Here is a 22,496-nt window from a genome sequence, read left to right on the forward strand (position 1 = left end):
GTTTTGGCCGGACCGGAATCGGCCCGCGGACCTACGACCAGGCCGTTCGAGCCGTCGTACAACCGGATGGACCGCCCGGATCGACCGACCGGGCCCGGACGGGACCCTCGGCGTATGCCATCGGTCATCGAATTGACTGCTCCCCTCCCTGAAGGGAAGGGGATTCCTTCCTTCAGGGCTGAGCGGGGATCTCTGGCTCAGGCTGCCTCCGGGAGCTGCGCTCCCGGAGGTCTTACGCCCTCGGCACCAGCCGGGTTCAGACCTGCCCGGACGAGCATCACGCGGGCGGAGTTCTTGTCTCTGGGGGAGACGGCTCCGCACGGGGTGCAGGTGTAGGTGCGCTCGGACAGCGGCAGTGCGTGCTTGGTTCTCGCTCCGCACGATGCGCAGTCCATGGTCGTGTGCGCGGGATGGACGAGGCGGATGTCCCGCCCGTGCTTGCGGCCCATCTCGGCCAGGGCCTTCTTCGTGGCCCCGATCGCGGCGTCCGCGGCTTTGCGTGCCATCGATGATTTGGCGAGGAACTTCGGCTTGAAGTCCTCGACGGCGATGGCGTCGTGGTCGGTCACGGCCTTCTTGGCCCACTTGCGGCCGGTGTCCTGCCGCTGGCGGGCGATCTTCGCGTAGGTCTTCACCCGCCACTTCTTCGCCTCGCGGTAACCCTTCGAGGCGCCCTGTCCCTTCTTCGGTCTGCGGCGGGCCATCATCCGGTCGTACCGGGCCAGCTTGGCCTGCGCCTTCTTCCCGTGCTGGGGGTGCGGGAGATCGTGGACGTCGGAGGTGGTGGTCGCGGTTTCCTTGACGCCCCAGTCCACGCCCAGCACGCGGCCGGTTCGAGGGAGTGGCTGCACCTCGGCGGATACCACGAACGAGCAGTACCAGTGCCCGATGCCGTCCTGGTACACGCGCACCGAAGAAGGCTGGGCGGGCAGGCCTCGTGACCACACCACCGTCAGCACGATCCCGCCTGCCAGGTGCAGGCAGCCGCCCCTCAGCCGGAACCCGCGCCGGGTGTAGTTCAGTGTCGGGCTGGCGGCGTGCTTCTTCTTCCACTTCGGCATCCCGGCCCGCTGCCGCTGTGGCAAACGTTCCCGGACGTCCTTCTGTGCTTTCGCGCGGGACTTGCCGAAGTCCCGGATCAGCTGCTGCTGCGGTACCGAGCTTCCCTGACGCAGCCACGGCGTACGCGCCCTCGTCTCGGTCAGCATCTTGTCGAGCTGTGCCGGGCCACAGGTCCGCTTCTCGCCCGTGGTCCTGTTGAGCAGGTGGGTGGCCTTGGCCTTGGCGACACACTCGTTCCAGATCCACCGGCAGCGGTCCCACTCCGCGAGCAGCGCCGTACGGGCGGTCCACGACACGCGAAGCCGGTACGTGTACCGGGCGTGCCCGGCTCCGTCGGCTTCCCTCGATGTCGTCATGACGCCACTGTGCCGCCATGATTCGTTTCTCGCTCCGGATCCCGGCAGACCTACACGAACGAGTGATCGCCCAAGCGGCCGTAGACCGGCGGTCCCTCAACTCCGAGATTCTCCACCTTCTGGAGGCCGCCCTCCCCACTCTCCGGACGGACACCGGAACGCCCGGCGGCGATCCCGCTTCTCCCGCGCCGTTGCGCGGAAAACCGGATTCCTCACCGAACTGAAGGACGGGGCACCTTCCAGGAATCCCGGTGACGGGCACCTCGAACCGCAAGATAGCCCGCGAGCCCTTCATCAGCGGGGCCACGGTCAAGACCCACCTCACCCACCTCTACACCAAACTGGGCGTCAACGACCGCGCGGCGGCGGTCGCGACGGGGTACCAGCGGGGGATTCCGGGCTAGCGTGCGCCGCCTTGCAGACTGTCGACCAGAGCGAACGCGTCCTCGGTCTTGGGGTGGGTCCTGCCCAGCTGGGTGAGCAGGATCTGTGCACCCCGGCGCGCCAGGTCCACGGCCGTCCCGTCGTGCAACGTGTGCAGGACGCGGGCCTGGAACAGCAGGACGTACCCGATGTACAGGTGGTCCGGCGCGTACTTGGCCTCGCGGATCCGCAACGCGCGCGAGATGAGCGGCGCGGCACTCGCGTGGTCGCCGAGGTCGACGTGGACGTTCGCCAGCGCGATCAGGTCGAAGCTCACGTACGGGTCGTCCGGGCCGTACGCCGCCTCGTCGATCCGCAGCGCCCGTTCGGCCAGCGGCCGCGCCGCCTCGTGCTCACCGAGGATGCACAGCGTCCGCGCGAGCGTGGCCAGGTCCGTCGCGATGGCGGGGCTGTCCGCCGGCAGACAGGACTCGTGCACGCTCAGCGCGCGTTCCGCCAGTTGCCGTGACCGCGCCGGCGCGCCGAGGTCCCGGTGGATCTGTGCCAGGGCGACCAGATCGAAGCCGACCTCCGCGTCGCGGTCCCCCAGTGACTCGTCGATCGCCAGTGCGTGTTCGCATAGGGGCAGCGCTACCGAGTAGTCCCCGATCTGGACGAGGAACTCCGACGCCAGCCGCAGCAGCACTGCCGTCTCCGCGGCGCACTCGGCCGGTGGGTCGTCCTTGGTCACCGCAATAACATGCGGGAGCAGTTGTTGCCGCCGCGGCCGGGCGTCCGGAGCGCTGTGGAGGTCGTCCGGTACGGCCGCGAGCAGCGCACGACACAGCCGGACCCGGGCGTCGAGGTGCGCCTCGGCCGGCATCGCGGCCCGGACGGCGGCCTGCACCAGCCGGTGCACCACCAGGGATGCCTCCCCGCGCCTCGCGAGCCCCAGACCGGCCAGGGCGCCGACCGCCGTGTCCCACAGCAACGCGTCGGCCGGGGCTCCGTCCAGCGATTCCGGGCTCCCGGTGAACAGGTCCAGCGGGATCGGGTCCGGCGCCAGCAGAGCACAGATCTCCAACAGACGTACCGCCTGAGGCTGTTCCGTCTCCAGCCTTTCCACACTGAGCTGCCACAGGGTCGCGACCACCACCGAGGGCCGGTCACTCGGCTCGCCCCGCCCGATCATGTCCTCCAGGTGCGATGCCAGCAGGTCCCGATACCTTTCGGGCGTCGTCTGGTTGTAGCCCATGTATCCGGCAGCCTGCTCCAACGCCAGCGGCAGGTCGCCCAGTTGTTCGGCGATCCGGTCCGCGACAGCCTCGGCCATGCCGGGCACGCGCTGGGCCAGCAGCTTCATGGACTCCTGCCGGGTGAACACCTCCAGGTCGACGACGCCGGCACTGCTCGACCATCCGCTCACTCTGGTCGTGACGATGACATGGCCGTTGCCCGCCAGGCTGCCCGACGGCAGCGCGTGTGCGAGTGCGCCCGGTTTCTCAGCGTTGTCGAAGATGATCAACCAGGGCCTTCGGTCCACGAGATTGCCGTACACCCGCGGGATCGCCTGATCGGAGCTCACCTCCGGCAGCCCCAGCTCCCCGGCCAGTGACACGAACTGCGGTGCGACCAGATCCGGGGCCTCAGCCCCCAAGAACGCGACGAACCGGTACTTCGCCAGGTATCGATAGGCGTACTCCACCGCGAGCTGGGTCTTGCCGACACCGCCCAACCCATGCACGACCAGCGTCGCCACGTCGCTCACCGAGGTGAGGCGCTGTCGTACCTCCAGCAGCGTGGCGTCACGGCCGGTGAAGTTGGTGTTGCGCGGCGGTAGCTGGTACGCCGTGGGCGGCAGCGGATCCTGCCTTCGGTCGGAGCACGGTGGCTGTTGCCCCAGCCCGATCAGTGCCAGGGGGATCAGGAGGAGCAGTACCACCCACGGGTGGACCCGCACGAAGTCCAGCGGCCGCGGCCAACGGCTCTGCCCGGAAGCCGCGTTGAAGGCAAGGCTGCCGACGAACAGCACGAGCAGACCGGCCACCGCACCCGCCAGCCTTCGCCACATGGCTCCCTCTTCGGTACGTACGGCGGCGACCGCGACTCTCAACAGTCGGCTCGACTTTGTCCCAGACCTAGCTCGGGTAAGGGAGGAGCCCTTCGGCGATCCTCTCCCAGGACCCCTTCAGCTCGGCCAGCAACTCCGGATTGTCCGGCGCGAGGTCGGCCTGCTCGCGCAGGTCCTCGCCGAGGTTGTACAGGTGGTCGCCGCCGTCCTCGTCCTGGTAGTACTTCCAGTCGCCGCGCCGGAGCGCACGGTTGGCCCGGACCCGCCAGAACAGGTCGCGTTCGGCGAGCTGTTCACCGCGTAGGAGCTAGCCCGCGAGGCTGGTGCCGTCCAGGGGATAGGCGGGGTCGGGGCGGGCGCCGGCCAGTTCCAGCAGGGTCGCCGTCCAGTCCGGGGTGAACAGCGGTTCGTGGCTGACCTGGTGGGCGTCGATGCGGGCCGGCCAGCGCACGATGGTCGGCACCCGGATGCCGCCCTCCTGGAGCACGAACTTCTCGCCGCTGAGCGGCCACAGGTACGACCAGCGTTCGCCGCCGTTGTCGCTGGCGAACAGGACGAGTGTGTTCTCCTCCTGGCCGGAGCGGCGCAGCGCGTCCAGTACCTCGCCGACGGCCCTGTCCAGGCTCTGCACCATCTCCGTGTACTTGGCGACCGAGCCGCCGTCGAAGTGGTTGAGCGCGGTCGAGACCTCCGTCTGGCTCGTCGCGGCCCGGATCTTCGCCGCGATCTCGGCGCCGGTCTCCGCGTCGCCCTCGGCGAGCCAGGGCCAGTGCGGGGTGGTGAAGTTGAGGTTCAGCAGCCAGGGGGAGGCGTGGCCGCGGCCGATGTACTCCACCGCCCGCTCGGTCAGTACGGTTGTGTAGTAGCGCAGGTCCTTGTACTCGGCGTCGCCCTCGTAGAGGTCGTAGGAGCCCAGCTGGCCCAGCTTGGAGAAGTATTCGAGGACCCCGCCGAAGTTGCCGAAGAACTCGTCCCAACCGGACTTGGTGGGGCTGTAGTCGGGCAGCCAGCCGCAGTGCCATTTGCCGATGAGGGCGGTGGCGTAGCCGGACTTCTTGAGGAGGGAGGCGAGGGTGGGGTGGTGGGGGGCGAGGCCCTGCGTGCGGTTGGCGATGGGCTCGGCCAGGCCGCCCGGCGTGCGGCCCGGGTAGCGGCCGGTGTAAAGGCTGAACCGGGTGGGGGAGCAGGTTGCCGAGCCGGAGTAGGCATCGGTGAAGCGCACTCCCTGGCGGGCCAGTCGGTCCAGGTTCGGCGTTCTGATGTGCGGGGCGCCGTAGGACGAGAGGTCGGCCCAGCCGAGGTCGTCGCCGAGGATGACCAGGAAGTTGGGACGGCTGGTGTGCGCGTGCGCGGTGCGGGGCTTGAAGGGGCGCTCGGCGGCTTCGGCAGCACCGGCCGATCCGGCGACGGCGGTGACTGCGCCACCGCCGATGAGACCACCGAACGTTCGACGGGATATCTCAGGCATGCGCTTCAGTGCATCAGCGGCCCTTCAGCCCCGCCAGGGAACCGCCGGGGATTTCACGGGTCTGCAATGTCGCCTCACCCCGCCACCTTCAGCAGCAGGACCGACCGCGCCGGTACCGTGATCGTCGTCCCCGCCTCGTGCACCACCCCCGGCGCCTCGTCTTGTTCCTCCCATGAGGTGTCCACGAGCACCTCGTAGCGTTCCGCCCACGGCGGGCCCGGCAGCAGGAAGGCCGTCGGGCGGTCGCCGGCGTGCAGGACGGTCAGGAAGCTGTCGTCCAGGATCGGGGCGCCGCGCTCGTCACGGCCGGGGATGTCCCGCCCGGAGAGGTACATGCCGAGCGTGGCGGCGGGGGCGTACCAGTCGCCCTCCGTCATCTCCTCCCCCCGCGCCGTGAACCAGGCCAGGTCCCGCAGTCCGTCCGCCGAGTGCGCGCGGCCGGAGAAGAAGGCGCGGCGGCGCAGGACCGGGTGGCGGTGGCGCAGCGCTATGAGACGGGAGGTGAGGTCGAGGAGCGGGCGCCAGGCCGGGTCGTCCCGCAACTCCCAGTCCAGCCAGCTGATGTCGTTGTCCTGGCAGTACGCGTTGTTGTTGCCGCGCTGGGTGCGGCCCAGCTCGTCGCCGGCGACCAGCATCGGGACGCCCGTGGAGAGCAGCAGGGTCGTGAGCAGGTTCCGCAACTGCCGCCCGCGCAGCGCCCGTACGCCCTCGTCGTCCGTCTCGCCCTCCGTCCCGCAGTTCCAGGAGCGGTTGTCGTTCGCGCCGTCGCGGTTGTTCTCGCCGTTCGCCTCGTTGTGCTTCGTCTCGTACGACACCAGGTCGCGCAGCGTGTAACCGTCGTGCGCGGTGACGAAGTTGACGGAGGCGTAGGGGCGCCGGCCGCCCCAGGCGTAGAGGTCGCTGGAGCCGGAGAGGCGGTAGCCGAGGTCGCGCACGTCCGGGAGCGCGCCGCGCCAGAAGTCGCGGACGGCGTCGCGGTAGCGGTCGTTCCATTCGGTCCAGAGAGGTGGGAAGGCGCCTACCTGGTAGCCGCCCGAGCCCACGTCCCACGGCTCGGCGATCAGCTTCACCCGGCGCAGTACCGGGTCCTGGGCGATGACGGCGAGGAAGGGGGAGAGCATGTCGACGTCGTGCATCGAGCGGGCCAGCGCGGCGGCCAGGTCGAAGCGGAAGCCGTCCACGCCCATCTCGGTCACCCAGTAGCGGAGCGAGTCGGTGATCAGGCGCAGCACGTGCGGGCGGACCACGTGCAGGGTGTTGCCGCAGCCGGTGTAGTCGGCGAAGTGCCGGGCGTCGTCCTGGAGCCGGTAGTAGCCGCGGTTGTCGATGCCCTTGAGGGAGAGGGTCGGGCCCAACTCGCCCGCCTCCGCCGTGTGGTTGTAGACCACGTCGAGGATGACCTCGATGCCCGCCGCGTGCAGCGCGCGCACCATCCGCTTGAACTCGCCGACCTGCTGTCCGGTCGTACCGGAGGCGGCATAGGCCGCGTGCGGGGCGAAGTAGCCGATGGAGTTGTAGCCCCAGTAGTTCCTGAGGCCGCGCTTGAGCAGGTGGTCCTCGTGGGCGAACTGGTGGACCGGGAGGAGTTCCACGGCCGTCACGCCCAGGCCGGCGAGGTGCTCGATCGCGGCCGGGTGCGCCAGTCCGGCGTAGGTGCCGCGCAGTTCCTCCGGTATCCCGGGATGCAGTCTCGTGAAGCCGCGCACGTGCAGCTCGTAGATGACGGAGTCCGCCCACGGCGTCTTCGGGCGGTGGTCGTCGGCCCAGTCGTCGTCATCGTGGACGACCACGCCCTTGGGGACGTACGGCGCCGAGTCGCGGTCGTCGCGGACGGTGTCGGCGACCTGCTGGTCGGGCCAGTCCCGGACATGCCCGTACACCTCGGGCGGCAGCCCGAACTCGCCGTCCACCGCACGCGCGTACGGGTCGAGAAGCAGCTTCGCCGGGTTCCAGCGGGCGCCGGTCCACGGGTCCCAGCGGCCGTCGACCCGGTAGCCGTACCGCTGTCCGGGCAGCACACCCGGCACGAATCCGTGCCAGATCTCGTGCGTGAGTTCGGTCAGCGGGATCCGGGTCTCCCGGCCCTGTTCGTCGAAGAGGCAGAGCCGGACCGCCTCCGCGCCGGCCGCCCACAGCGCGAAGTTCGTCCCCGCCACCCCGTCCGGGCCGACCCGGAACCGGGCGCCGAGCGGGGTCGACGCCCCCGGCCACGCCGACGGGACGGGGAGGGGCGTCCCGTTGACCGCGGGCGCGTCCGCCCTCGGGGCCCGCGCCCGTGCCCCCTGCTGCTCGGCTGCGCTCGTCACCTGTCGGCCCCTCTTTTGTTCCGCGGCTCGCCGACCCCCGGGGCGCACCCGGCCCGCGTCCGAGCGGCCGGCCGGCCCGGACCTCCCGGTCCCGGGCACGGCCGGCGGCCCGCTACGGACACGCCCGCGGCGGCTCTTCCGCGGGCGCGGCGGCTCCCCAGCTCGTCGTCCTTCCCTCTGTTCTGCCCAGCGTCGGCGTCGCACTCACGTTTCCCCGGGGCATGCACGATCGTTGGGTCCCACGTGAGGCATGCACAAGGGCGCGCACGGCGCGCGGGGGCCGCGCTGGCGGCGGTACTGACATGGGCGGGACTGCTGGCGGGAGCCGTCGGCTGCTCCTCGGACCACACGGACGGGCTCGGCATCGGCCATGTCCTCGGGGGCGCGCCCCCGGCCCCCGAGGACGTCATCCGAATCTCCCCGGACGACGGCACCAAGGCCGTACCGCCGGACCAGCGGTTCACGGTACGGGTGCCCAGCGGCCGTCTGGAGTCCGTCGCCGTCGTCAGGTCCCAGGACGCCCAGGACTCCCCGGTCCCCGGACACATCGCCCATGACGGCATGAGCTGGCGGCCGGACGATCCGAAGCTGGCGCTGGCCGCCAAGTACACGGTCGACGTGGTCGCGGTCGACGGCGACGGCCGCCGCTCCGCCCGCCACACCACCTTCACCACGCTCGTCCCCGGTGAGCGCTTCATCGGGTACGTCACCCCGGAGAACCGCGCCACCGTCGGCACCGGGATGATCGTCTCCCTCGCCTTCAGCCGCGAGATCGAGAACCGCGCCGCCGTCGAACGGGCGATCAGGGTCACCGCCAAGCCCGCGGTCGACATCCGCCCGCACTGGTTCGGCAACAACCGCCTCGACTTCCGCCCCGAGCACTACTGGCAGCCCGGCACGGTCGTCACCGTCGACCTCGGACTCCGCGACGTCGAGGGCGCACGCGGCGCCTACGGCCTCCAGTACAAGACGTTCACCTTCACCGTCGGCCGCAGCCAGGTCTCCCTCGTCGACGCGGTCAAGCACACGATGGAGGTCCGCCGCGACGGCGCGCTGCTCGCCACCGTGCCGATCACCGCGGGCGCGCCCGACCACACCACCTACAACGGGAAGATGGTGGTGATGGAGATGCACGAGGTCACCCGTATGAACAGCCGCACGGTCGGCTTCGGCGGCGAGTACGACATCCCGGACGTCCCGCACGCCCTCAAACTCACCGACTCGGGCACCTTCCTGCACGGCAACTACTGGGCGCCGGACGCCCCCGGACGCGAGAACGTCAGCCACGGCTGCGTGGGCCTGCGCGATGTGAAGGGCGGCAGCTCGGACACGCCCGCGGGCTGGTTCTACGACCGCAGCCTCGTCGGGGACGTCGTCGAGGTCGTCAACAGCAACGACAAAATGGTCGCTCCCGACAATGGCCTCGGAGGGTGGAACATGGGGTGGAAGGAGTGGAAGGCGGGCAGCGCGGTCAAGTAACCAGGTAGGGGACCGGCTTGGCGGGGCGGAAGTTGCGACGGAACGGTGACCTTCGCCAAACGCCAAGCTAAAAACCCTGCGGTTACTATGCGCCAATGCGCGCGGTGGGGCGCGCCGGGGTGGGCCTGACCAGGCCCTGGGAGGGGAGAACGACTTGAACGTGCGGCCGATATCGGGGGCGTCGGTTCGGGCTCGGGGGAAGGGCGGACTGGCGCTCATAGCCGGCGTCCTTCTCGTGACCGTCACCGCGTGCGGGGGCGGCTCCTCCGACAAGGGAGCCGGGGACGGCAAGGGGAAGGACTCCACGACGCAGGCGAGCAAGCAGTCCGTGGCCACGGTCAGTATCAGCCCCAAGTCGGGCGCGACCGGCGTGAACACCAGCGGGACCCTCAAGGTCAGCGCGGCCAAGGGCAAGCTGACCGACGTCGAGGTCAAGGACGGCAAGGGCAACAAGGTCGACGGCACGATCGCGGCGGACGGCGCCGGCTGGACGCCGTCGACGCACCTGGCCAGCTCCACGAAGTACACGGTGCACGCGGTGGCGAAGGACGCGGAGGGCCGCGAGGCGGCCGAGGACTCCTCCTTCACCACCCTCACCCCGAAGAACACGTTCCTCGGCTATTTCACGCCCGAGGACGGTTCCACGGTCGGCGTCGGTATGCCGTTCTCCGTCAACTTCACCCGCGGGATCACCGACCCGGCCGCCGTCGAGAAGGCGATCACCATCAAGACCGAGCCGGCGGTCGACGTCGAGGGCCACTGGTTCGGCAACGACCGCCTCGACTTCCGCCCCGAGAACTACTGGAAGTCCGGTACGAAGGTCTCCGTCACCCTCAACCTCGACGGCGTCGAGGGCCGTGACGGCGTCTACGGCAAGCAGTCCAAGACCGTGAAGTTCACGATCGGCCGCAACCAGGTGTCGATCGTCGACGCCAAGAAGCACACGATGAAGGTCATGCAGGACGGCAAGGTCGTGAAGACCCTCGCGGTCACGACCGGCAAGCCGGGCTACGACACGTGGAACGGCCAGATGGTCATCAGCGAGAAGCTGCGTGTGACCCGGATGAACGGCGAGACCGTCGGTTACGGCGGTGAGTACGACATCAAGGACGTGCCGGACGCGATGCGTCTGACGACGTCCGGCACGTTCCTGCACGGCAACTACTGGGGCGGGGACGCGTTCGGCAACTACAACGCCAGCCATGGGTGTGTGGGGCTGCGGGACATCCGGGGCGGGGGTGACCGGAGTCTGCCGGCGGCGTGGGTCTTCGACCACTCGATCGTCGGGGATGTGGTGGTCGTGAAGAACTCCAATGACCAGACGGTTTCGCCCGACAACGGGCTCAATGGGTGGAACATGTCGTGGAAGGCGTGGACTGCGTAGTTCCTCGGCTGCGGGTGCGTGGGGGCTGGTCGCGCAGTTCCCCGCGCCCCTGAGCTAGGGGCGGTGAACGCCCGCTAACCTGCGAGGCATGACTGTGACCCTCGAAGTCGCCGAAGGTGTCGGGACGATTCGCCTCGACCGGCCCCCGATGAACGCCCTGGACGTTGCCACCCAGGACCGGCTCAAGGAGTTGGCGGAAGAAGCCACCCGTCGTGCAGACGTTCGTGCCGTCGTCATCTACGGCGGTGAGAAGGTCTTCGCGGCGGGGGCCGATATCAAGGAAATGCAGAACATGGACCACGCCGCCATGATTCTGCGCTCCCGTGACCTCCAGGACTCCTTCACCGCCGTCGCCCGGATCCCCAAGCCGGTCGTCGCCGCCGTCACCGGGTACGCGCTCGGCGGAGGCTGCGAACTCGCCCTCTGCGCCGACTACCGCATCGCCGCCGACAACGCCAAGCTCGGGCAGCCCGAGATCCTGCTCGGGCTCATCCCCGGTGCCGGCGGCACCCAGCGGCTGCCCCGGCTGGTCGGTCCCTCCAAGGCCAAGGACCTGATCTTCACGGGGCGTATGGTCAAGGCGGACGAGGCGCTCGCCATCGGGCTCGTCGACCGTGTCGTACCCGCCGCCGACGTCTACACCGAGGCGCACGCCTGGGCCGCCCGGCTCGCCCAGGGGCCCGCGATCGCGCTCCGGGCCGCCAAGGAGGCGATCGACACCGGCGTCGAGACCGACCTGGAGACCGGGCTCGCCGTCGAACGGAACTGGTTCGCCGGGCTGTTCGCGACCGAGGACCGTGAGCGTGGTATGCGGAGTTTTGTCGAGGAAGGCCCTGGCAAGGCCAAGTTCCTGTGATCTTCGCCCTGTTGCGAAAGTGCCGAACCACTTGCAATTGACGTGACGTCTGATTCCGGGTCCCCCGATGGGGCGGTTTATGGGAGCCTTAAGGCAGCCTTAAGTCCGCCTTGTCGAGGGGGTCCGGCGATTGCCTGGAGATGAGTCGTCGTCGCAGCTCAGGCTGGCTGCGGCAACCCCTGAAATGCCATCGGCATATGCCGATCGGTTGTCGTCGGGCGGTGGCTTCCGAGAGGCGTATTCCTCCGGAACGGCCCCGGAGGGCGCTCTGGGCGGCCATGATGGGGGCATGGCGGGGCTGGAGGGCATCGAACAGCCGCGGGGACACAGCCGTGCGGCCGCGGCGCGCTGGTCGCCTGCGGTCGAGGACGAGCGGGCACTCAAGGCGATCGAACTGTTCGGCAACCCGACGGAGGCGGAGGTTCCGCTGCCGTCCCGCCCCGAGTCCGCGGCGACGGCCCGCCGGCTCGCCCAGGTCGTCGTCCTCCGCCAGTGGAGACTCAGCCCCAAGATGACGGAGGACGCGGTCTTACTCGTCTCGGAGCTGGTGGGCAACGCCGTACGGCACACCGGGGCCCGGGTGTTCGGCCTGCGGATGCGCCGCCGCCCCGGCTGGATCAGGATCGAGGTCCGGGACCCGTCCCGCGGCCTGCCCTGTCTGATGCCGGTTCAGGAGATGGACATCAGCGGGCGGGGCCTGTTCCTGGTCGACAAGTTGTCGGACAGATGGGGGGTCGATCTGCTGCCGCGCGGCAAGACGACGTGGTTCGAGATGCGCGTGGCCGACCGATAGGGGAAGACCCTTATCAGGTCAATCGCCCATTTTCTTACCTGTCCCCCCTTAAATGGTGCAGGTGACCCCCACCAACCGACGCGACATCCTCCGTGCAGGCGCCGCCCTTGCTGGCGGAGGCGCATTCACCGCCGGTTGCGGCAACACCAGTGAAGACGCACCCCCGCACCCTGCCGCCAACCTCGCGTCAGCCGCCCCCACGTCGGCCTCTCCCGCACCGGCCTCCCCCAAGCCGCTCCCGGCGCAGATCACGCACGGCCCCCGCACCCGCCCCATAGTGGCTCTTACCTTCCACGGCCAGGGCGACCCCGCCCTCGCCACCCAACTCCTCACCACCGCCGAGAAACACGGCGCCCGCCTGACGGTTCTCGCCGTGGGCAGCTGGCTCGACGCGTATCCCGCCATGGCCCGCCGCATCCTCGACGGCGGTCATGACCTCGGCAACCACACCCAGCGGCACATCTCCATCAACGCCATGGCCGAGGCCGACGCCCGCAAGGAGATCGCCGACTGCGCGGAGCGCCTCAAACACCTCACCGGTTCGATCGGCAGCTGGTTCCGCCCGTCCAGGGCACCGACCGCGACGCCGCTCGTCGTCCGGCTCGCCGCCGACGTCGGCTACCCGCACGTGCTGTCCTACGACGTCGACTCGCTCGACTACACCCGGCCCGGCGCGACGGCCGTCACCCGCAAGGTGCTCGCGGAGGTCAGGGGCGGCTCGGTGGTGAGCATGCACTTCGGATACCCCGACACGGTCGCCGCCCTCCCCGGCGTACTCCAAGAACTCGACCGCCGCGGACTGCGCGCGGTCACCACCACGGAGCTGCTGAGCTGATGCGAACCACGAAAGCCGTCCGTCTGCCGGCCGCCGCTGCCGTCCTCGCCGCCCTGGCGCTGCTGTCCGCGTGCAGCGGCGGCTCCGGAGAACCCCAGGCCGCTCGCAGCAGCGCTCCCGTGCAGCCGCCCGCGACGAAGGCGGAGCAGATCGTCGACACGCTGCCGGGCATGCCCCCGGTCCTCGACCCGGCCGACGTCTACGCCGCCGACCGCCCGGGCAACCTGTCACCGGTCGTCAAGAACTTCCCGTCCCTGGTCTACGTCCCCAACACCAACTCCGACACCGTCTCGATCATCGACCCGAAGACCTACCGGGTGGTCAGGACCATCCGGGTCGGCCGGCAGCCCCAGCACGTCGTGCCGTCCTGGGACATGAAGACCCTGTGGGTCAACAACGACCTGGGCAACAGCCTCACCCCCATCGACCCGAAGACCGGCAAGGTCGGCAAACCGGTCGCCGTGCACGACCCGTACAACCTGTACTTCACGCCAGACGGCAAGTACGCGATCGTGATGGCCTCCATGGACCGCGCGCTGGTGTTCCGGGACGCGCACACCATGAAGACGGTCAAGTCCCTCCCGGTCAGCTGCTACGGCGTCAACCACGCCGACTTCTCGCGCGACGGCCGGTACTTCATCGTGTCCTGCGAGTTCAGCGGTGAGGTGCTCAAGGTGGACACCGCGAAGATGGAGGTGCTCCGGCAGGAGAAACTGCCGTTCCACGGGGCGATGCCGCAGGACGTGAAGATCTCGCCCGACGGCAAGCTCTTCTACATCGCCGACATGATGGCCGACGGGCTGTGGATCCTGGACGGCGACCGCTTCACCAAGCCGGCCTTCCTGCCCACCGGCAAGGGCGCCCACGGACTGTACGTCAGCCGGGACTCCCGCGTGATGTACGTCTCCAACCGGGGCGAGGGCACCATCTCCGTGTTCGACTTCGCCCAGAAGCGGCTGACGGAGAAGTGGCGGCTGCCCGGCGGCGGCAGCCCGGACATGGGCGGGGTGTCGGCGGACGGCAAGGTGCTGTGGCTGTCCGGACGGTACAACTCCGAGGTGTACGCCATCGACACCGGCACCGGCAAGGAGCTGGCCCGCATCCACGTCGGCAGCGGCCCGCACGGACTCGCCGTCTACCCGCAGCCGGGCCGCTATTCGCTGGGACACACGGGCATCTTCCGCTGAGCCTCAGGCCTTCAGCAGCAGCGCCTCGGCGCCGACCGGCACATAGCCGGCCGCCTGGAACGCCCGTACGCTGCGGGCGTTCCCCGGGGCGACCTGCGCCCACAGGGGCTCCCCGGCGAGCTGCCGGGCGGCGGTCACCAGAGCCCGGCCCAGCCCCCGCTGCCGTACCCCCTCGTCCACCTCCACCGAGACCTCGAGGCGTCCCGCCACGCCCCGGCCGAGCACCACCACCCCGCCGTCCGCCGCGAAGGCCCGCACCTCGTCGCGGCGGCCCCGGGCGTAGGCGACCCGGGAGTGGTCGGGGCCGGTGAGCTCGGTCAGCGGGAGGTCCGGGCGGCCGGGCAGCGGATCGGCGACCAGCAGCGCGTCGATCGCCTCCTGCTCCCGGCCCGTGCGGTCCATCAGGGCGGTGAGGAAGCGCGCGTTCATCGACGCGGCCAGCGGGTCGGAGGGGGTCGCGCGCAGGGTGTCGTACACCCACCGCGGGTCCTCGTCGACGAACACCACCGAGTGCGCGGTGAAGGAGAGGACCCCCGCGTCCCGGGACGACGGCTGCGGGACGACCGTCGTACGGCCGTCGGGCGGCGGGAAGACGCCCCGGGCCGCCGCGTCCAGAATGTCCCGCAGGGTCTCTGTCACCGTGCTCCTTGAGTCTCCACCCACTGGAAGGCCCACACTCGCAGACATGATCGACGACGGCACCGGACTTTTCACCATCGGCGAGCTGGCGCGCGCCACCGGACTGACCGTGCGCACCATCCGCTACTGGTCCGACGAGGGCGTGCTCACCCCGGTGACCCGCTCCTCCGGCGGCTACCGGCTCTACGACGCCGAGTCCTTCGCGCGCCTGGAGCTGATCCGCACCCTGCGCGAGCTGGGCCTCGGCCTCGGCCATGTGCGCGAGGTGCTCTCCGGGGAGCGGACCGTGGCCGAGGTCGCGGCGGCGCACGTGACGGCGCTGGACGCGCAGATCAGCTCGCTGAAGGTGACCCGTGCGGTGCTGTCGACCGTGGCACGACGGGGTTCGACCGCAGAGGAGATGACGCTCATGAACAAGCTGGCGCGGCTGTCGGCAGCCGAACGGAAGCGGATCATGGAGGAGTTCGTGGCCGAGCTGTTCCAGGGGCTCGACACCGTGGACCCGGCCATCGAGGACCGGATGCGCTCCATCGCCGCGGACCTGCCGGAGGACCCCACCCCGGAGCAGGTGGACGCCTGGGTGGAGCTGGCCGAGATGGTCCAGGACCCGGAGTTCCGGGCGCAGATGCGGCAGGTGGTCGAGTTCAACGCCGCGGACGGGGACCGCTCCCTCGCCCCCGGGCGGGCCACCTGGTTTCCCATGCGGCTGGTGCAGCTCGGCGCGGAGGCCCGCGAGCGGGGAATCGCCCCCGAGTCGCCCGAGGCGGAGGCGATCGTACGGGAGGTGCTCGGGGGCGGGGACCTGACCGAGGTACTCGCACGGATGGAGTCGGCGTCCAACGACCGGCTCGCCCGGTACCGGGAGTTGCTGATCAGGATGAAGGGTGTGGAGCCCGCGGCCGCGCACCGTGAGGAGTTCGCCTGGGTGGTCGCCGCACTGCGAGCCCGCGCGGCCGGTTAATCTGACCTTCGTCAACAGGCAGTAAAGCGTACGAAGGGGCGGATCCGGTGGCGGACATCGAGGAAGCACGCAAGCAGTTCGAGCGGATCGATACGGACGGTGACGGCGTCATCACCGCGGCCGAGTTCAAGACCGCCCTGGCCCAGGGGGGCGACTGGAACGTCACCGACACGGTGGCCGAGGCCATCATCAAGACCCGTGACCTCAACGGTGACAAGGTCCTGTCGTTCGACGAGTTCTGGGCCTACCTGAGCAAGTGAGCCGAGAGGGAGGGGGCGCCCGGCCGTCGAGCCGCGGGCGCCCCCTTTCTCATGGACCGGACTACCGTGCCCCGGACTCTCCTGCCCTCGACTCGACGCGGACGGTCCAGCGGCCGCCGTGCCGCTCCAGGGCCAGCGGCAGGTCGAAGCACTTGCCGAGTTGGTCGCTGGTGAGCACCTCGGCCGCCGTGCCGTGCGCCAGCGCGCGGCCGTCGCGCAGGAGCAGGGCGTGGGTGGTGCCCGCCGGGAGTTCCTCCAGGTGATGGGTGACCAGCACGGTCGCGAGGTGCGGATGGTCCCGGCGCAGTGCGTCCAGCGCGGTGAGCAGGTGCTCCCGGCCCGGCAGGTCCAGGCCGGTGGCCGGTTCGTCGAGCAGCAGGAGCCGGGGCTCGGGCATCAGGGCGCGGGCGATCAGGGTCCGGCCGCGCTGGCCCTGCGAGAGCGTGGGCCAGCGGGCCTCCCGGTGCCCGGCCAGCCCCAGCGTCCCGATCAGCCGGTCGGCGCGCTCCTCCTGCTCCGGCGTCGGACGCCACCTGGGCAGCCGCGCCACGGAGTTGGTCAGCCCGGTCAGGACGACGTCCCGGACCCGCAGCGGCTCGGTCAGCGGGTGGCGGGGGTCGACATGGCCCACCCGCGTCCGCAGCTCGCGCAGGTCGACACGGCCCAGCCGGCTGCCGAGGACCTCCACCGTGCCCCGCGTCGGATGCACCAGGGCCCCGAGCAGCCCGAGCAGGGTGGACTTCCCGGCGCCGTTGGCCCCGAGCAGCGCCCAGTGCTCACCGGCCCGCACGGTCAGCGACACCTCCTGGAGGATCGGCCGCCCGTCCCGCACCACGTGCACGTCCTCCGCGCGCAGTACGACGCTCATCGCACCGCCGCCCGGTTCACCGCGGAGAGCACCGCGCCGACCGAGGCCGCCAGTGGCGAGGCGTCCTCGGCCGCGCCCCAGACCGTGCTCGCCCCCGCCACCCGGCACTCGGCGAAGGCGTACGACCCGTTCACGGTGACCTCCAGGATCTCCGTGGCATGGCCGGCGCCGGTCAGCGCGTCGGCGAGGGCGGTCAGCGGACCGGCGCCGGTGCCCTCGTGGTCGCCGGTACGGTCGCCGGTGCGCAGGGTGCAGACGAAGCGGTGCCGGCCCGGCGCCTCCTCGTGGACCGACCAGGAGTCGAGCCGGACCTCGCCGTCGGCCAGGTAGGCGGCGCGGAAGAGGTCGTACAGCTCCTTCGGGGTGGCCTCCCGGCCGCTCGTGTCCGTCGTCTCCTGGACGAGGCGGGCGAACCCGGGGCGCATCCGCTCCGGCAGGTCGACGCCGTGGCGGGTGCGCAACAGGTACGCCGAACCTCCCTTGCCCGACTGTGAGTTGACGCGAATCACGGCTTCGTACGTCCGGCCCAGGTCGGCCGGGTCGACCGGCAGATAGGGGACGGACCAGGGGGCCCGGGCCGCGGGAACCCCCAACTCCCCGGCCCTGCGGGCGTGTTCCTCGAACCCCTTGCTGATCGCGTCCTGGTGGGTGCCGGAGAACGCGGTGTGGACGAGGTCGCCGGCGTACGGATGCCGTGGATGCACCGGGAGCCGGTTGCACTCCTCGACCGTCTCGCGGACCGCGTCGATGTCACCGAAGTCGACCATCGGGTCGACCCCTTGGGCGAACAGGTTGAGGGCGAGGGTGACCAGGTCGACGTTGCCGGTCCGCTCGCCGTTGCCGAACAGACAGCCCTCCACCCTCTGAGCGCCCGCCAGGACGGCGAGTTCGGCGCAGGCGACGCCGGTGCCGCGGTCGTTGTGCGGGTGGACGGAGAGGATCACCGAGTCACGGCGGGCGAGGTTGCGGTGGGCGTACTCGATCTGGTCGGCGTAGACGTTCGGGGTGGCGATCTCGACGGTCGCGGGCAGGTTGTGGGTGACCGGCCGGTCCGGGCTCGCGTCCCACAACTCGGTCAGCCCGTCGCAGAGTTCGAGGACGAAGTCGGGCTCGGTGAGGTTGTAGGTCTCCGGGGAGAACTGGAAGCGGACCCCGGGCGCGTCCCCGGCCCGGCGCGCCATGTGCCCGGCCGCCTCGCGCACGGTCCGCCACACCTCGGCCCGGTCCCGGCGCAGCACCACCTCCCGCCACACCGGGGAGGTGGCGATGTAGAGGTGGACGACGGCCCGGTCCATCCCCTCGATCGCCTCGAAGGTCCGGTCGATCAGGTCCCGCCGGGCCGGGGTGAACACCACCGGGGTGACGTCGTCCGGCACGGCCCCGCTCGTCACCAGGTGCCGTACGAAGTCGAAGTCCGTCCGGCTGGCGGACGGATAGCCGACCTCGATCTCCTTGAAGCCGGTGCGGACCAACAGGTCGAAGAAGCGGCGCTTGCGCGCGGTGTCCATCGGCTCGGCAAGGGCCTGGTTGCCGTCGCGCAGGTCGACGGGCACCCACAGCGGGGCGCGCTCGATCCGGGCGGCAGGCCAGTTCCGCTCCGTCACCGGCACGGCGACCCGTTCCTGGAAGGGGCGGTAACGGTGGTACGGCATGGGGCTGGGGCGCTGCGGGTTCCAGTCGCGCAGGAGGGTCATCGGTGCTGCTGCCTCTCGGCTCGTTCGGTCGGACGGTGACCGGCAGCACGGCGACCCGCGGCGGGGTGCCGGTCGCGTCAGGCCCCGCCGCGGCAGCCGAGAAGAAGACCGCGGAACGTCATGGACGGTACCGTAGTGACTCCTCAGGTCCTCAGACAAGTGAGAATTCCTGTGAACCGCGTCGGCCCCCAGAGGAGTTGGTGACACCGCATGGCCCTCGGCCCCGTCCGCCCGAGCCCGCTGGTCGAACAGGCCGCCGCCCGGCTGCGCGAGCAGATCACCGGCGGCGCCTGGCCCGTCGGCACCCGGCTGCCCGGCGAGACGACCCTGGCGAAGGAACTCGGCGTGGGCCGTTCCACGGTCCGCGAGGCGCTGCGCGCGCTCGCCGGTGCCGGGCTGGTGCGGCCCCGGCAGGGCTCGGGTGTCTTCGTCATCGCCACCGAGGCCGCCGAGGACTGGCCGACGCGGCTGCGCCGGGCCGCGGTCACCGATGTCTACGAGGTCCGGATGGCGGTGGAGGTGCACGCGGCCCGGCTCGCCGCGGAACGCCGTACCGCCGCGGACGTCACGGCGATCGAGGAGGCCTTCGCCGGTCGCCGGGCGGCGGGGGAGGCGGACGACCCCGCCTTCGTCGACGCCGACATCGCCTTCCACGCGGCGGTGGTCGCGGCGGCCCACAACCCCGTCCTCGCCGACCTGTTCACCGAGTTCACCCCGGTGCTCCGGGAGGGTCTGATCGACCTGCTGGCCCTGACCGGCCTGCGCGCGACCGACCCGGACACCGGGGACGAGGCCCATGAGGCGCTCGTACGGGCGGTGCGGGACGGGGACGCGGAGGCCGCGGCGGAGGTGCTGCGCGCGGAACTGGCGGACCCGTTCGCGGGCTAGCCACCCGATTGCCGTGCCCGTGGAATAGGTCACGTGCCCCCGGGGTTGTCGCCGCACAGCAGCTTTTTCATGCATGTGCAACGACTTTCGAGAGGCGTGTCATGAAGATCGGCATCATCGGCGCGGGCAACATCGGCGGCAACCTCACCCGGCGGCTCACCGCTCTCGGCCACGACGTGTCCGTGGCGAACTCACGAGGTCCCGAGACGCTCGCCGCACTGGCCGAGGAGACGGGTGCGACGGCGGTACGGGCCGGGGAGGCGGCGCGGGGCGCGGAGGTCGTGGTCGTCACGGTCCCGCTGAAGGCGGTCCCGAACCTGCCGGCGGGCCTGCTGGACGGCGCGGCGCCGAACGTGGCCGTGATCGACACCGGCAACTACTACCCGCGGGAGCGGGACGGCCGGATCGCCGGGATCGAGGACGAGGGCATCACGGAGAGCCGCTGGACCGAGCGCCAGATCGGGCACGCCGTGGTCAAGGCGTTCAACGGCACCTACGCGCAGGACATCCTGGACCGCCACCTGCCCGCCGGCGACCCCGACCGCCAGGCCCTCCCGGTCTCCGGCGACGACGAGGCGGCCAAGCGGGTCGTCCGCGCCCTGATCGACGAACTCGGCTTCGACACGGTCGACAACGGCGGCATCGACGACTCCTGGCGCCAGCAGCCGGGGACCCCGGTGTACGGCCTGCGGGCAGGCGCGGAGACCGTGGGCAAGGCCCTGACGGAGGCGTCCCCTGAGCGGCCGGAGGGCTTCCGGGGGTAACGCGCGTCGGGGCGGGCCGTTCGACGCGGGCCGTTCGACGCGGGGGTGCGGCCGGTTCGGCACCGCCGAAGACCGCCGCCGCGGCTGAGCGCCGTTGCGGCGGGGTGGGGTTGAGGCGGGGTGGGGATGCGGCGTACTGGGGTTGCGGCGTGGCGGGGCGGGGTTTGAGCAACGCCGTTTGCTGTGTCTCCGCCGCGACGGTGCTCAGCCACGATGGTGCGGGGCGGCGGTGCCGGGACCGGCGCGGCCCTTCGGCCGGCTCATTCGCTCAGTAGTCGGGCCACGAACGTGTCCAGTACCCCCGTTCCCACCTCCACCGTCCGGCGTTCGCCCTGCCAGTCGGTGATCGTGTGGGAGCGGGCCGCCGTGCGGTGGGATTCGACCTCGGCCCTGGTGGATCTGCCCTCGCGCAGGTCGAGGGCGGAGAGGGCGGCCTCCGCCCAGTCGTGGGTCGCGGCCAGCCAGGGGGACGCGGACGTGCGGAGGGCGGCCGGGACCGTCGTCCGCGCGTTCGCGAGGACCGTCAGTCGCGTGCGCAGGGAGCGTTCCGCGTCCGGCCCGCCCTTCCGGTACGCCGTGATCAGCGCCGCCAGTTCGGGGGCCTGCGTCGGGTCCAGCCTCGACGCCCGGTTCACGTCCGCGAAGGCGCGCAGCGCCGTCAGGGCGGTTCCGTCGCCGTCGGCCAGTACCGACAGGCCCGCGTCCAGGGCCTGTGCCGGGCGGTACGCCGTCGGGTTCCAGGTGTACGCCGCCGTCGAGAAGAGGGACGGGTCGGAGGCCGCCGCCTGGTTCATGGGGTTGGCCAGGAGGCCCGCCACCGCGCCGGGGAGGGAGGCGTCGCGCCCCGTGTACGGGCCCAGCAGCAGGTTCGGGGCCGTGTAGTCGTTCACCGGGTAGTTGTCCCAGACCACGACGCGGTGACCATAGAGGCGGGACGCCTCTCGGGCCTGGGCCGTGCCGATGCCGGGGGAGACCACCAGGGGGCCCGTCCACATCACCGTGACGTCCTTGTCCAGTTCGGCCGCGAGGGTGGTCTTGTACGCGCTCGCGCGGGCGCCGTCGTACTCCGTGGGGACGGTGATCAGCGGGGCCGCGTCCGGGTGACCGGCCAGGAAGTCGAGGCGGACCTCGTTCAGCAGGGCCGCCTGGGCGCGGGCGACCGCCGCGCGGCCCGTGCCGTAGACGGCCGCGTCCCGCGCGCAGTTCCAGCGGCCGATCTCGATGTCGTCCAGGGGGACGGCGAAGGCGCGGACCCCGGCGCCGTCCCAGAGCTGGCGGAGTTTGGTGAGCAGCGCCGTCAGGTCGCTCGCCGAGGAGTAGCAGATCGACGTGCCGGGGGAGAGGGCGTACACGAACCTCACGTGGTCGGCGGCGGCCCGGGCGGCCAGGGTGCGCAGTGCGGTGAGCGCGGCCGTGGGGTACTCGTCGCGCCAGCGGTCGCGGAGGTACGGGTCGTCCTTCGGCGTGTAGATGTACGTGTTGAGCTTCCAGCGGGCCGCGAAGTCGAGTTGGCCGAGGCGTTCGCGTTGCGTCCAGGGTGTGCCGTAGAAGCCCTCGACGATGCCCCGGGTGGCGGTGGCCGGCCAGTCGCGGATGGTGACGGCCGGGAGCGCGGTGCGGGCGACCGGCGAGCCGACCGGGCGGATCAGCTGGGCCAGGGTCTGGGCCGCGTGGAAGGCGCCGTCCGCGTCGGAGGAGGACAAGGTCACCCGGGGGCCGGCGGAGGTCGTGGCCGCCGTGAGTGTGTACCCCTCCGGCGGCAGCCCGCCCGCGGTCGTCCCCACTGTCACCAGGAGCTCGCCCCGCCTGGCCGAGTCCCCGACCCGGATCTCCCGTGCGCCGCCCGCCCGCAACGCCCGGGTCACCGAGTCCAGCGTCGACGCGTCCGTGCCCGCGTCGGACCGTACCGCCACGCTCTGCCCGATCGGCACCGAACCGCTCCCCCGGCGTACACTCCTCGGCGTCGGCCACAGCGCGGGTACGCCGGTGTCGCTCCGCACCGAGGCGGATGCCGCGGGCGGTGACGGAGCCGACGCCGACGACGTGGGACCGCCGCCCCCGCAGGAGCGGGTGAGCAGCACGACCACCAGCCCGAGCACGAAGCCCACCAGCAACTGCGGCGGAACACGGAACTGTCGCAACCGGGCCCCCCTCAAACCGGCTTCCGAACCTCGACAGTCAACTTCCCTCTCACACACAGAATATGACGGAACGACATTTTCCGTCCCGGGGGTTTCTGTGCGCACAGGTGGGGCATCGTAC

At 71.0% G+C, this 22,496-nt stretch carries 18 protein-coding genes and 2 pseudogenes; 12 read left to right on the forward strand and 8 right to left on the reverse strand.

The annotated features are described in order from the left end of the window. Window positions 1–197: 197 nt before the first annotated feature. On the reverse strand, window positions 198–1,418 hold the full coding sequence (locus tag AB0D85_RS47695) for a transposase (protein WP_362336336.1): 1,221 nt from the start codon (window positions 1,416–1,418) through the stop codon (window positions 198–200). A gap of 17 nt (window positions 1,419–1,435) precedes the next feature. On the opposite strand from AB0D85_RS47695, the gene AB0D85_RS47700 reads away from it, so the two are divergent. After that, a complete protein-coding gene (locus AB0D85_RS47700) occupies window positions 1,436–1,642 on the forward strand; it encodes an Arc family DNA-binding protein (RefSeq protein ID WP_362336339.1) in 207 nt (68 codons plus the stop codon). 33 nt (window positions 1,643–1,675) lie between these two features. After that, window positions 1,676–1,822: pseudogene (locus AB0D85_RS47705) on the forward strand (LuxR C-terminal-related transcriptional regulator); the annotation flags it as partial. On the opposite strand, the gene fxsT reads toward AB0D85_RS47705, so the two are convergent. The 3 genes and pseudogenes from fxsT to glgX form a co-directional block, all read right to left on the reverse strand. Then, the gene (fxsT, locus tag AB0D85_RS47710) at window positions 1,819–3,852 is read right to left on the reverse strand and encodes an FxSxx-COOH system tetratricopeptide repeat protein (RefSeq protein WP_362336342.1); all 2,034 of its coding nucleotides are present in this window, start codon (window positions 3,850–3,852) and stop codon (window positions 1,819–1,821) included. The pseudogene AB0D85_RS47705 and the gene fxsT sit on opposite strands and share 4 nt — an antisense overlap. A gap of 67 nt (window positions 3,853–3,919) precedes the next feature. Next, a pseudogene (locus AB0D85_RS47715) lies at window positions 3,920–5,320 on the reverse strand (sulfatase-like hydrolase/transferase). Between the two features lie 74 nt (window positions 5,321–5,394). Then, window positions 5,395–7,626 (reverse strand): glycogen debranching protein GlgX, encoded by a 2,232-nt coding sequence (gene glgX / locus AB0D85_RS47720; protein ID WP_362336345.1) that lies wholly within the window; start codon window positions 7,624–7,626, stop codon window positions 5,395–5,397. A 243-nt stretch (window positions 7,627–7,869) separates the two neighbouring features. On the opposite strand from glgX, the gene AB0D85_RS47725 reads away from it, so the two are divergent. The 6 genes from AB0D85_RS47725 (at window position 7,870) to AB0D85_RS47750 (ending at window position 14,160) form a co-directional block, all read left to right on the forward strand. Next, window positions 7,870–9,105 (forward strand): Ig-like domain-containing protein, encoded by a 1,236-nt coding sequence (locus AB0D85_RS47725; RefSeq protein WP_362336348.1) that lies wholly within the window; start codon window positions 7,870–7,872, stop codon window positions 9,103–9,105. Between the two features lie 154 nt (window positions 9,106–9,259). Then, window positions 9,260–10,489, forward strand: coding sequence for an Ig-like domain-containing protein (locus AB0D85_RS47730; RefSeq protein WP_362336351.1), 1,230 nt, complete (start codon window positions 9,260–9,262; stop codon window positions 10,487–10,489). Window positions 10,490–10,577: 88 nt separating this feature from the next. Next, window positions 10,578–11,345 carry an enoyl-CoA hydratase-related protein gene (locus AB0D85_RS47735; protein ID WP_362336354.1) on the forward strand — a complete coding sequence of 256 codons (768 nt, stop codon included), beginning with the start codon at window positions 10,578–10,580 and terminating at the stop codon, window positions 11,343–11,345. 289 nt (window positions 11,346–11,634) lie between these two features. Continuing rightward, the gene (locus AB0D85_RS47740; protein ID WP_362336357.1) at window positions 11,635–12,138 is read left to right on the forward strand and encodes an ATP-binding protein; all 504 of its coding nucleotides are present in this window, start codon (window positions 11,635–11,637) and stop codon (window positions 12,136–12,138) included. Window positions 12,139–12,190: 52 nt separating this feature from the next. Then, complete coding sequence (locus AB0D85_RS47745) at window positions 12,191–12,973, forward strand: polysaccharide deacetylase family protein (protein ID WP_362336360.1); 783 nt, start codon at window positions 12,191–12,193, stop codon at window positions 12,971–12,973. Continuing rightward, complete coding sequence (locus AB0D85_RS47750; RefSeq protein ID WP_362336363.1) at window positions 12,973–14,160, forward strand: YncE family protein; 1,188 nt, start codon at window positions 12,973–12,975, stop codon at window positions 14,158–14,160. The genes AB0D85_RS47745 and AB0D85_RS47750 overlap by 1 nt, the downstream gene beginning before the upstream one ends. A 3-nt stretch (window positions 14,161–14,163) precedes the next feature. Here the strand turns inward: AB0D85_RS47750 and AB0D85_RS47755 are convergent, their stop codons facing one another. Further along, entirely contained in the window at window positions 14,164–14,847 is a 684-nt protein-coding gene (locus AB0D85_RS47755; RefSeq protein WP_362336366.1) for a GNAT family N-acetyltransferase, read from the reverse strand. Here AB0D85_RS47755 and AB0D85_RS47760 point away from each other — a divergent pair. Together AB0D85_RS47760 and AB0D85_RS47765 are read left to right on the forward strand one after the other, a co-directional pair. Continuing rightward, window positions 14,846–15,760, forward strand: a complete 915-nt coding sequence (locus AB0D85_RS47760) for a MerR family transcriptional regulator (protein ID WP_362336369.1) — start codon at window positions 14,846–14,848, stop codon at window positions 15,758–15,760. The two genes, AB0D85_RS47755 and AB0D85_RS47760, sit on opposite strands and share 2 nt — an antisense overlap. Window positions 15,761–15,807: 47 nt before the next feature. Then, window positions 15,808–16,020: an EF-hand domain-containing protein gene (locus AB0D85_RS47765; protein ID WP_089098659.1), complete on the forward strand. Its 213-nt coding sequence runs from the start codon at window positions 15,808–15,810 to the stop codon at window positions 16,018–16,020. Window positions 16,021–16,081: 61 nt separating this feature from the next. On the opposite strand, the gene AB0D85_RS47770 is transcribed toward AB0D85_RS47765, so the two are convergent. Further along, window positions 16,082–16,888, reverse strand: coding sequence for an ATP-binding cassette domain-containing protein (locus AB0D85_RS47770; RefSeq protein WP_362336372.1), 807 nt, complete (start codon window positions 16,886–16,888; stop codon window positions 16,082–16,084). Beyond that, a complete protein-coding gene (locus AB0D85_RS47775; protein ID WP_362336375.1) occupies window positions 16,885–18,582 on the reverse strand; it encodes a 2-isopropylmalate synthase in 1,698 nt (565 codons plus the stop codon). The genes AB0D85_RS47770 and AB0D85_RS47775 overlap by 4 nt, the downstream gene beginning before the upstream one ends. 210 nt (window positions 18,583–18,792) lie before the next feature. Between AB0D85_RS47775 and AB0D85_RS47780 the strand changes: the two genes are divergently transcribed. Both AB0D85_RS47780 and AB0D85_RS47785 read left to right on the forward strand, forming a co-directional pair. Further along, a complete protein-coding gene (locus AB0D85_RS47780; protein WP_362336378.1) occupies window positions 18,793–19,470 on the forward strand; it encodes an FCD domain-containing protein in 678 nt (225 codons plus the stop codon). Between the two features lie 101 nt (window positions 19,471–19,571). Next, a complete protein-coding gene (locus AB0D85_RS47785) occupies window positions 19,572–20,234 on the forward strand; it encodes an NAD(P)-binding domain-containing protein (RefSeq protein WP_362336381.1) in 663 nt (220 codons plus the stop codon). A gap of 260 nt (window positions 20,235–20,494) precedes the next feature. Here the strand turns inward: AB0D85_RS47785 and AB0D85_RS47790 are convergent, their stop codons facing one another. Continuing rightward, window positions 20,495–22,375: a beta-N-acetylglucosaminidase domain-containing protein gene (locus AB0D85_RS47790; RefSeq protein WP_362336384.1), complete on the reverse strand. Its 1,881-nt coding sequence runs from the start codon at window positions 22,373–22,375 to the stop codon at window positions 20,495–20,497. Window positions 22,376–22,496: the final 121 nt, after the last annotated feature.

It is taken from the genome of Streptomyces sp. NPDC048277 (genome assembly GCF_040652235.1).
In the GTDB taxonomy this organism is placed as follows: domain Bacteria; phylum Actinomycetota; class Actinomycetes; order Streptomycetales; family Streptomycetaceae; genus Streptomyces.

Coding starts and splice junctions, on each gene's coding strand:
- AB0D85_RS47695 (WP_362336336.1), bottom strand. CDS start 1,418: ATGACGACATCGAGGGAAGCCGACGGAGCCGGGCACGCCCGGTACACG.
- AB0D85_RS47700 (WP_362336339.1), top strand. CDS start 1,436: ATGATTCGTTTCTCGCTCCGGATCCCGGCAGACCTACACGAACGAGTG.
- fxsT (WP_362336342.1), bottom strand. CDS start 3,852: ATGTGGCGAAGGCTGGCGGGTGCGGTGGCCGGTCTGCTCGTGCTGTTC.
- AB0D85_RS47735 (WP_362336354.1), top strand. CDS start 10,578: ATGACTGTGACCCTCGAAGTCGCCGAAGGTGTCGGGACGATTCGCCTC.
- AB0D85_RS47740 (WP_362336357.1), top strand. CDS start 11,635: ATGGCGGGGCTGGAGGGCATCGAACAGCCGCGGGGACACAGCCGTGCG.
- AB0D85_RS47745 (WP_362336360.1), top strand. CDS start 12,191: ATGGTGCAGGTGACCCCCACCAACCGACGCGACATCCTCCGTGCAGGC.
- AB0D85_RS47750 (WP_362336363.1), top strand. CDS start 12,973: ATGCGAACCACGAAAGCCGTCCGTCTGCCGGCCGCCGCTGCCGTCCTC.
- AB0D85_RS47760 (WP_362336369.1), top strand. CDS start 14,846: ATGATCGACGACGGCACCGGACTTTTCACCATCGGCGAGCTGGCGCGC.
- AB0D85_RS47755 (WP_362336366.1), bottom strand. CDS start 14,847: ATGTCTGCGAGTGTGGGCCTTCCAGTGGGTGGAGACTCAAGGAGCACG.
- AB0D85_RS47770 (WP_362336372.1), bottom strand. CDS start 16,888: ATGAGCGTCGTACTGCGCGCGGAGGACGTGCACGTGGTGCGGGACGGG.
- AB0D85_RS47775 (WP_362336375.1), bottom strand. CDS start 18,582: ATGACCCTCCTGCGCGACTGGAACCCGCAGCGCCCCAGCCCCATGCCG.
- AB0D85_RS47780 (WP_362336378.1), top strand. CDS start 18,793: ATGGCCCTCGGCCCCGTCCGCCCGAGCCCGCTGGTCGAACAGGCCGCC.
- AB0D85_RS47785 (WP_362336381.1), top strand. CDS start 19,572: ATGAAGATCGGCATCATCGGCGCGGGCAACATCGGCGGCAACCTCACC.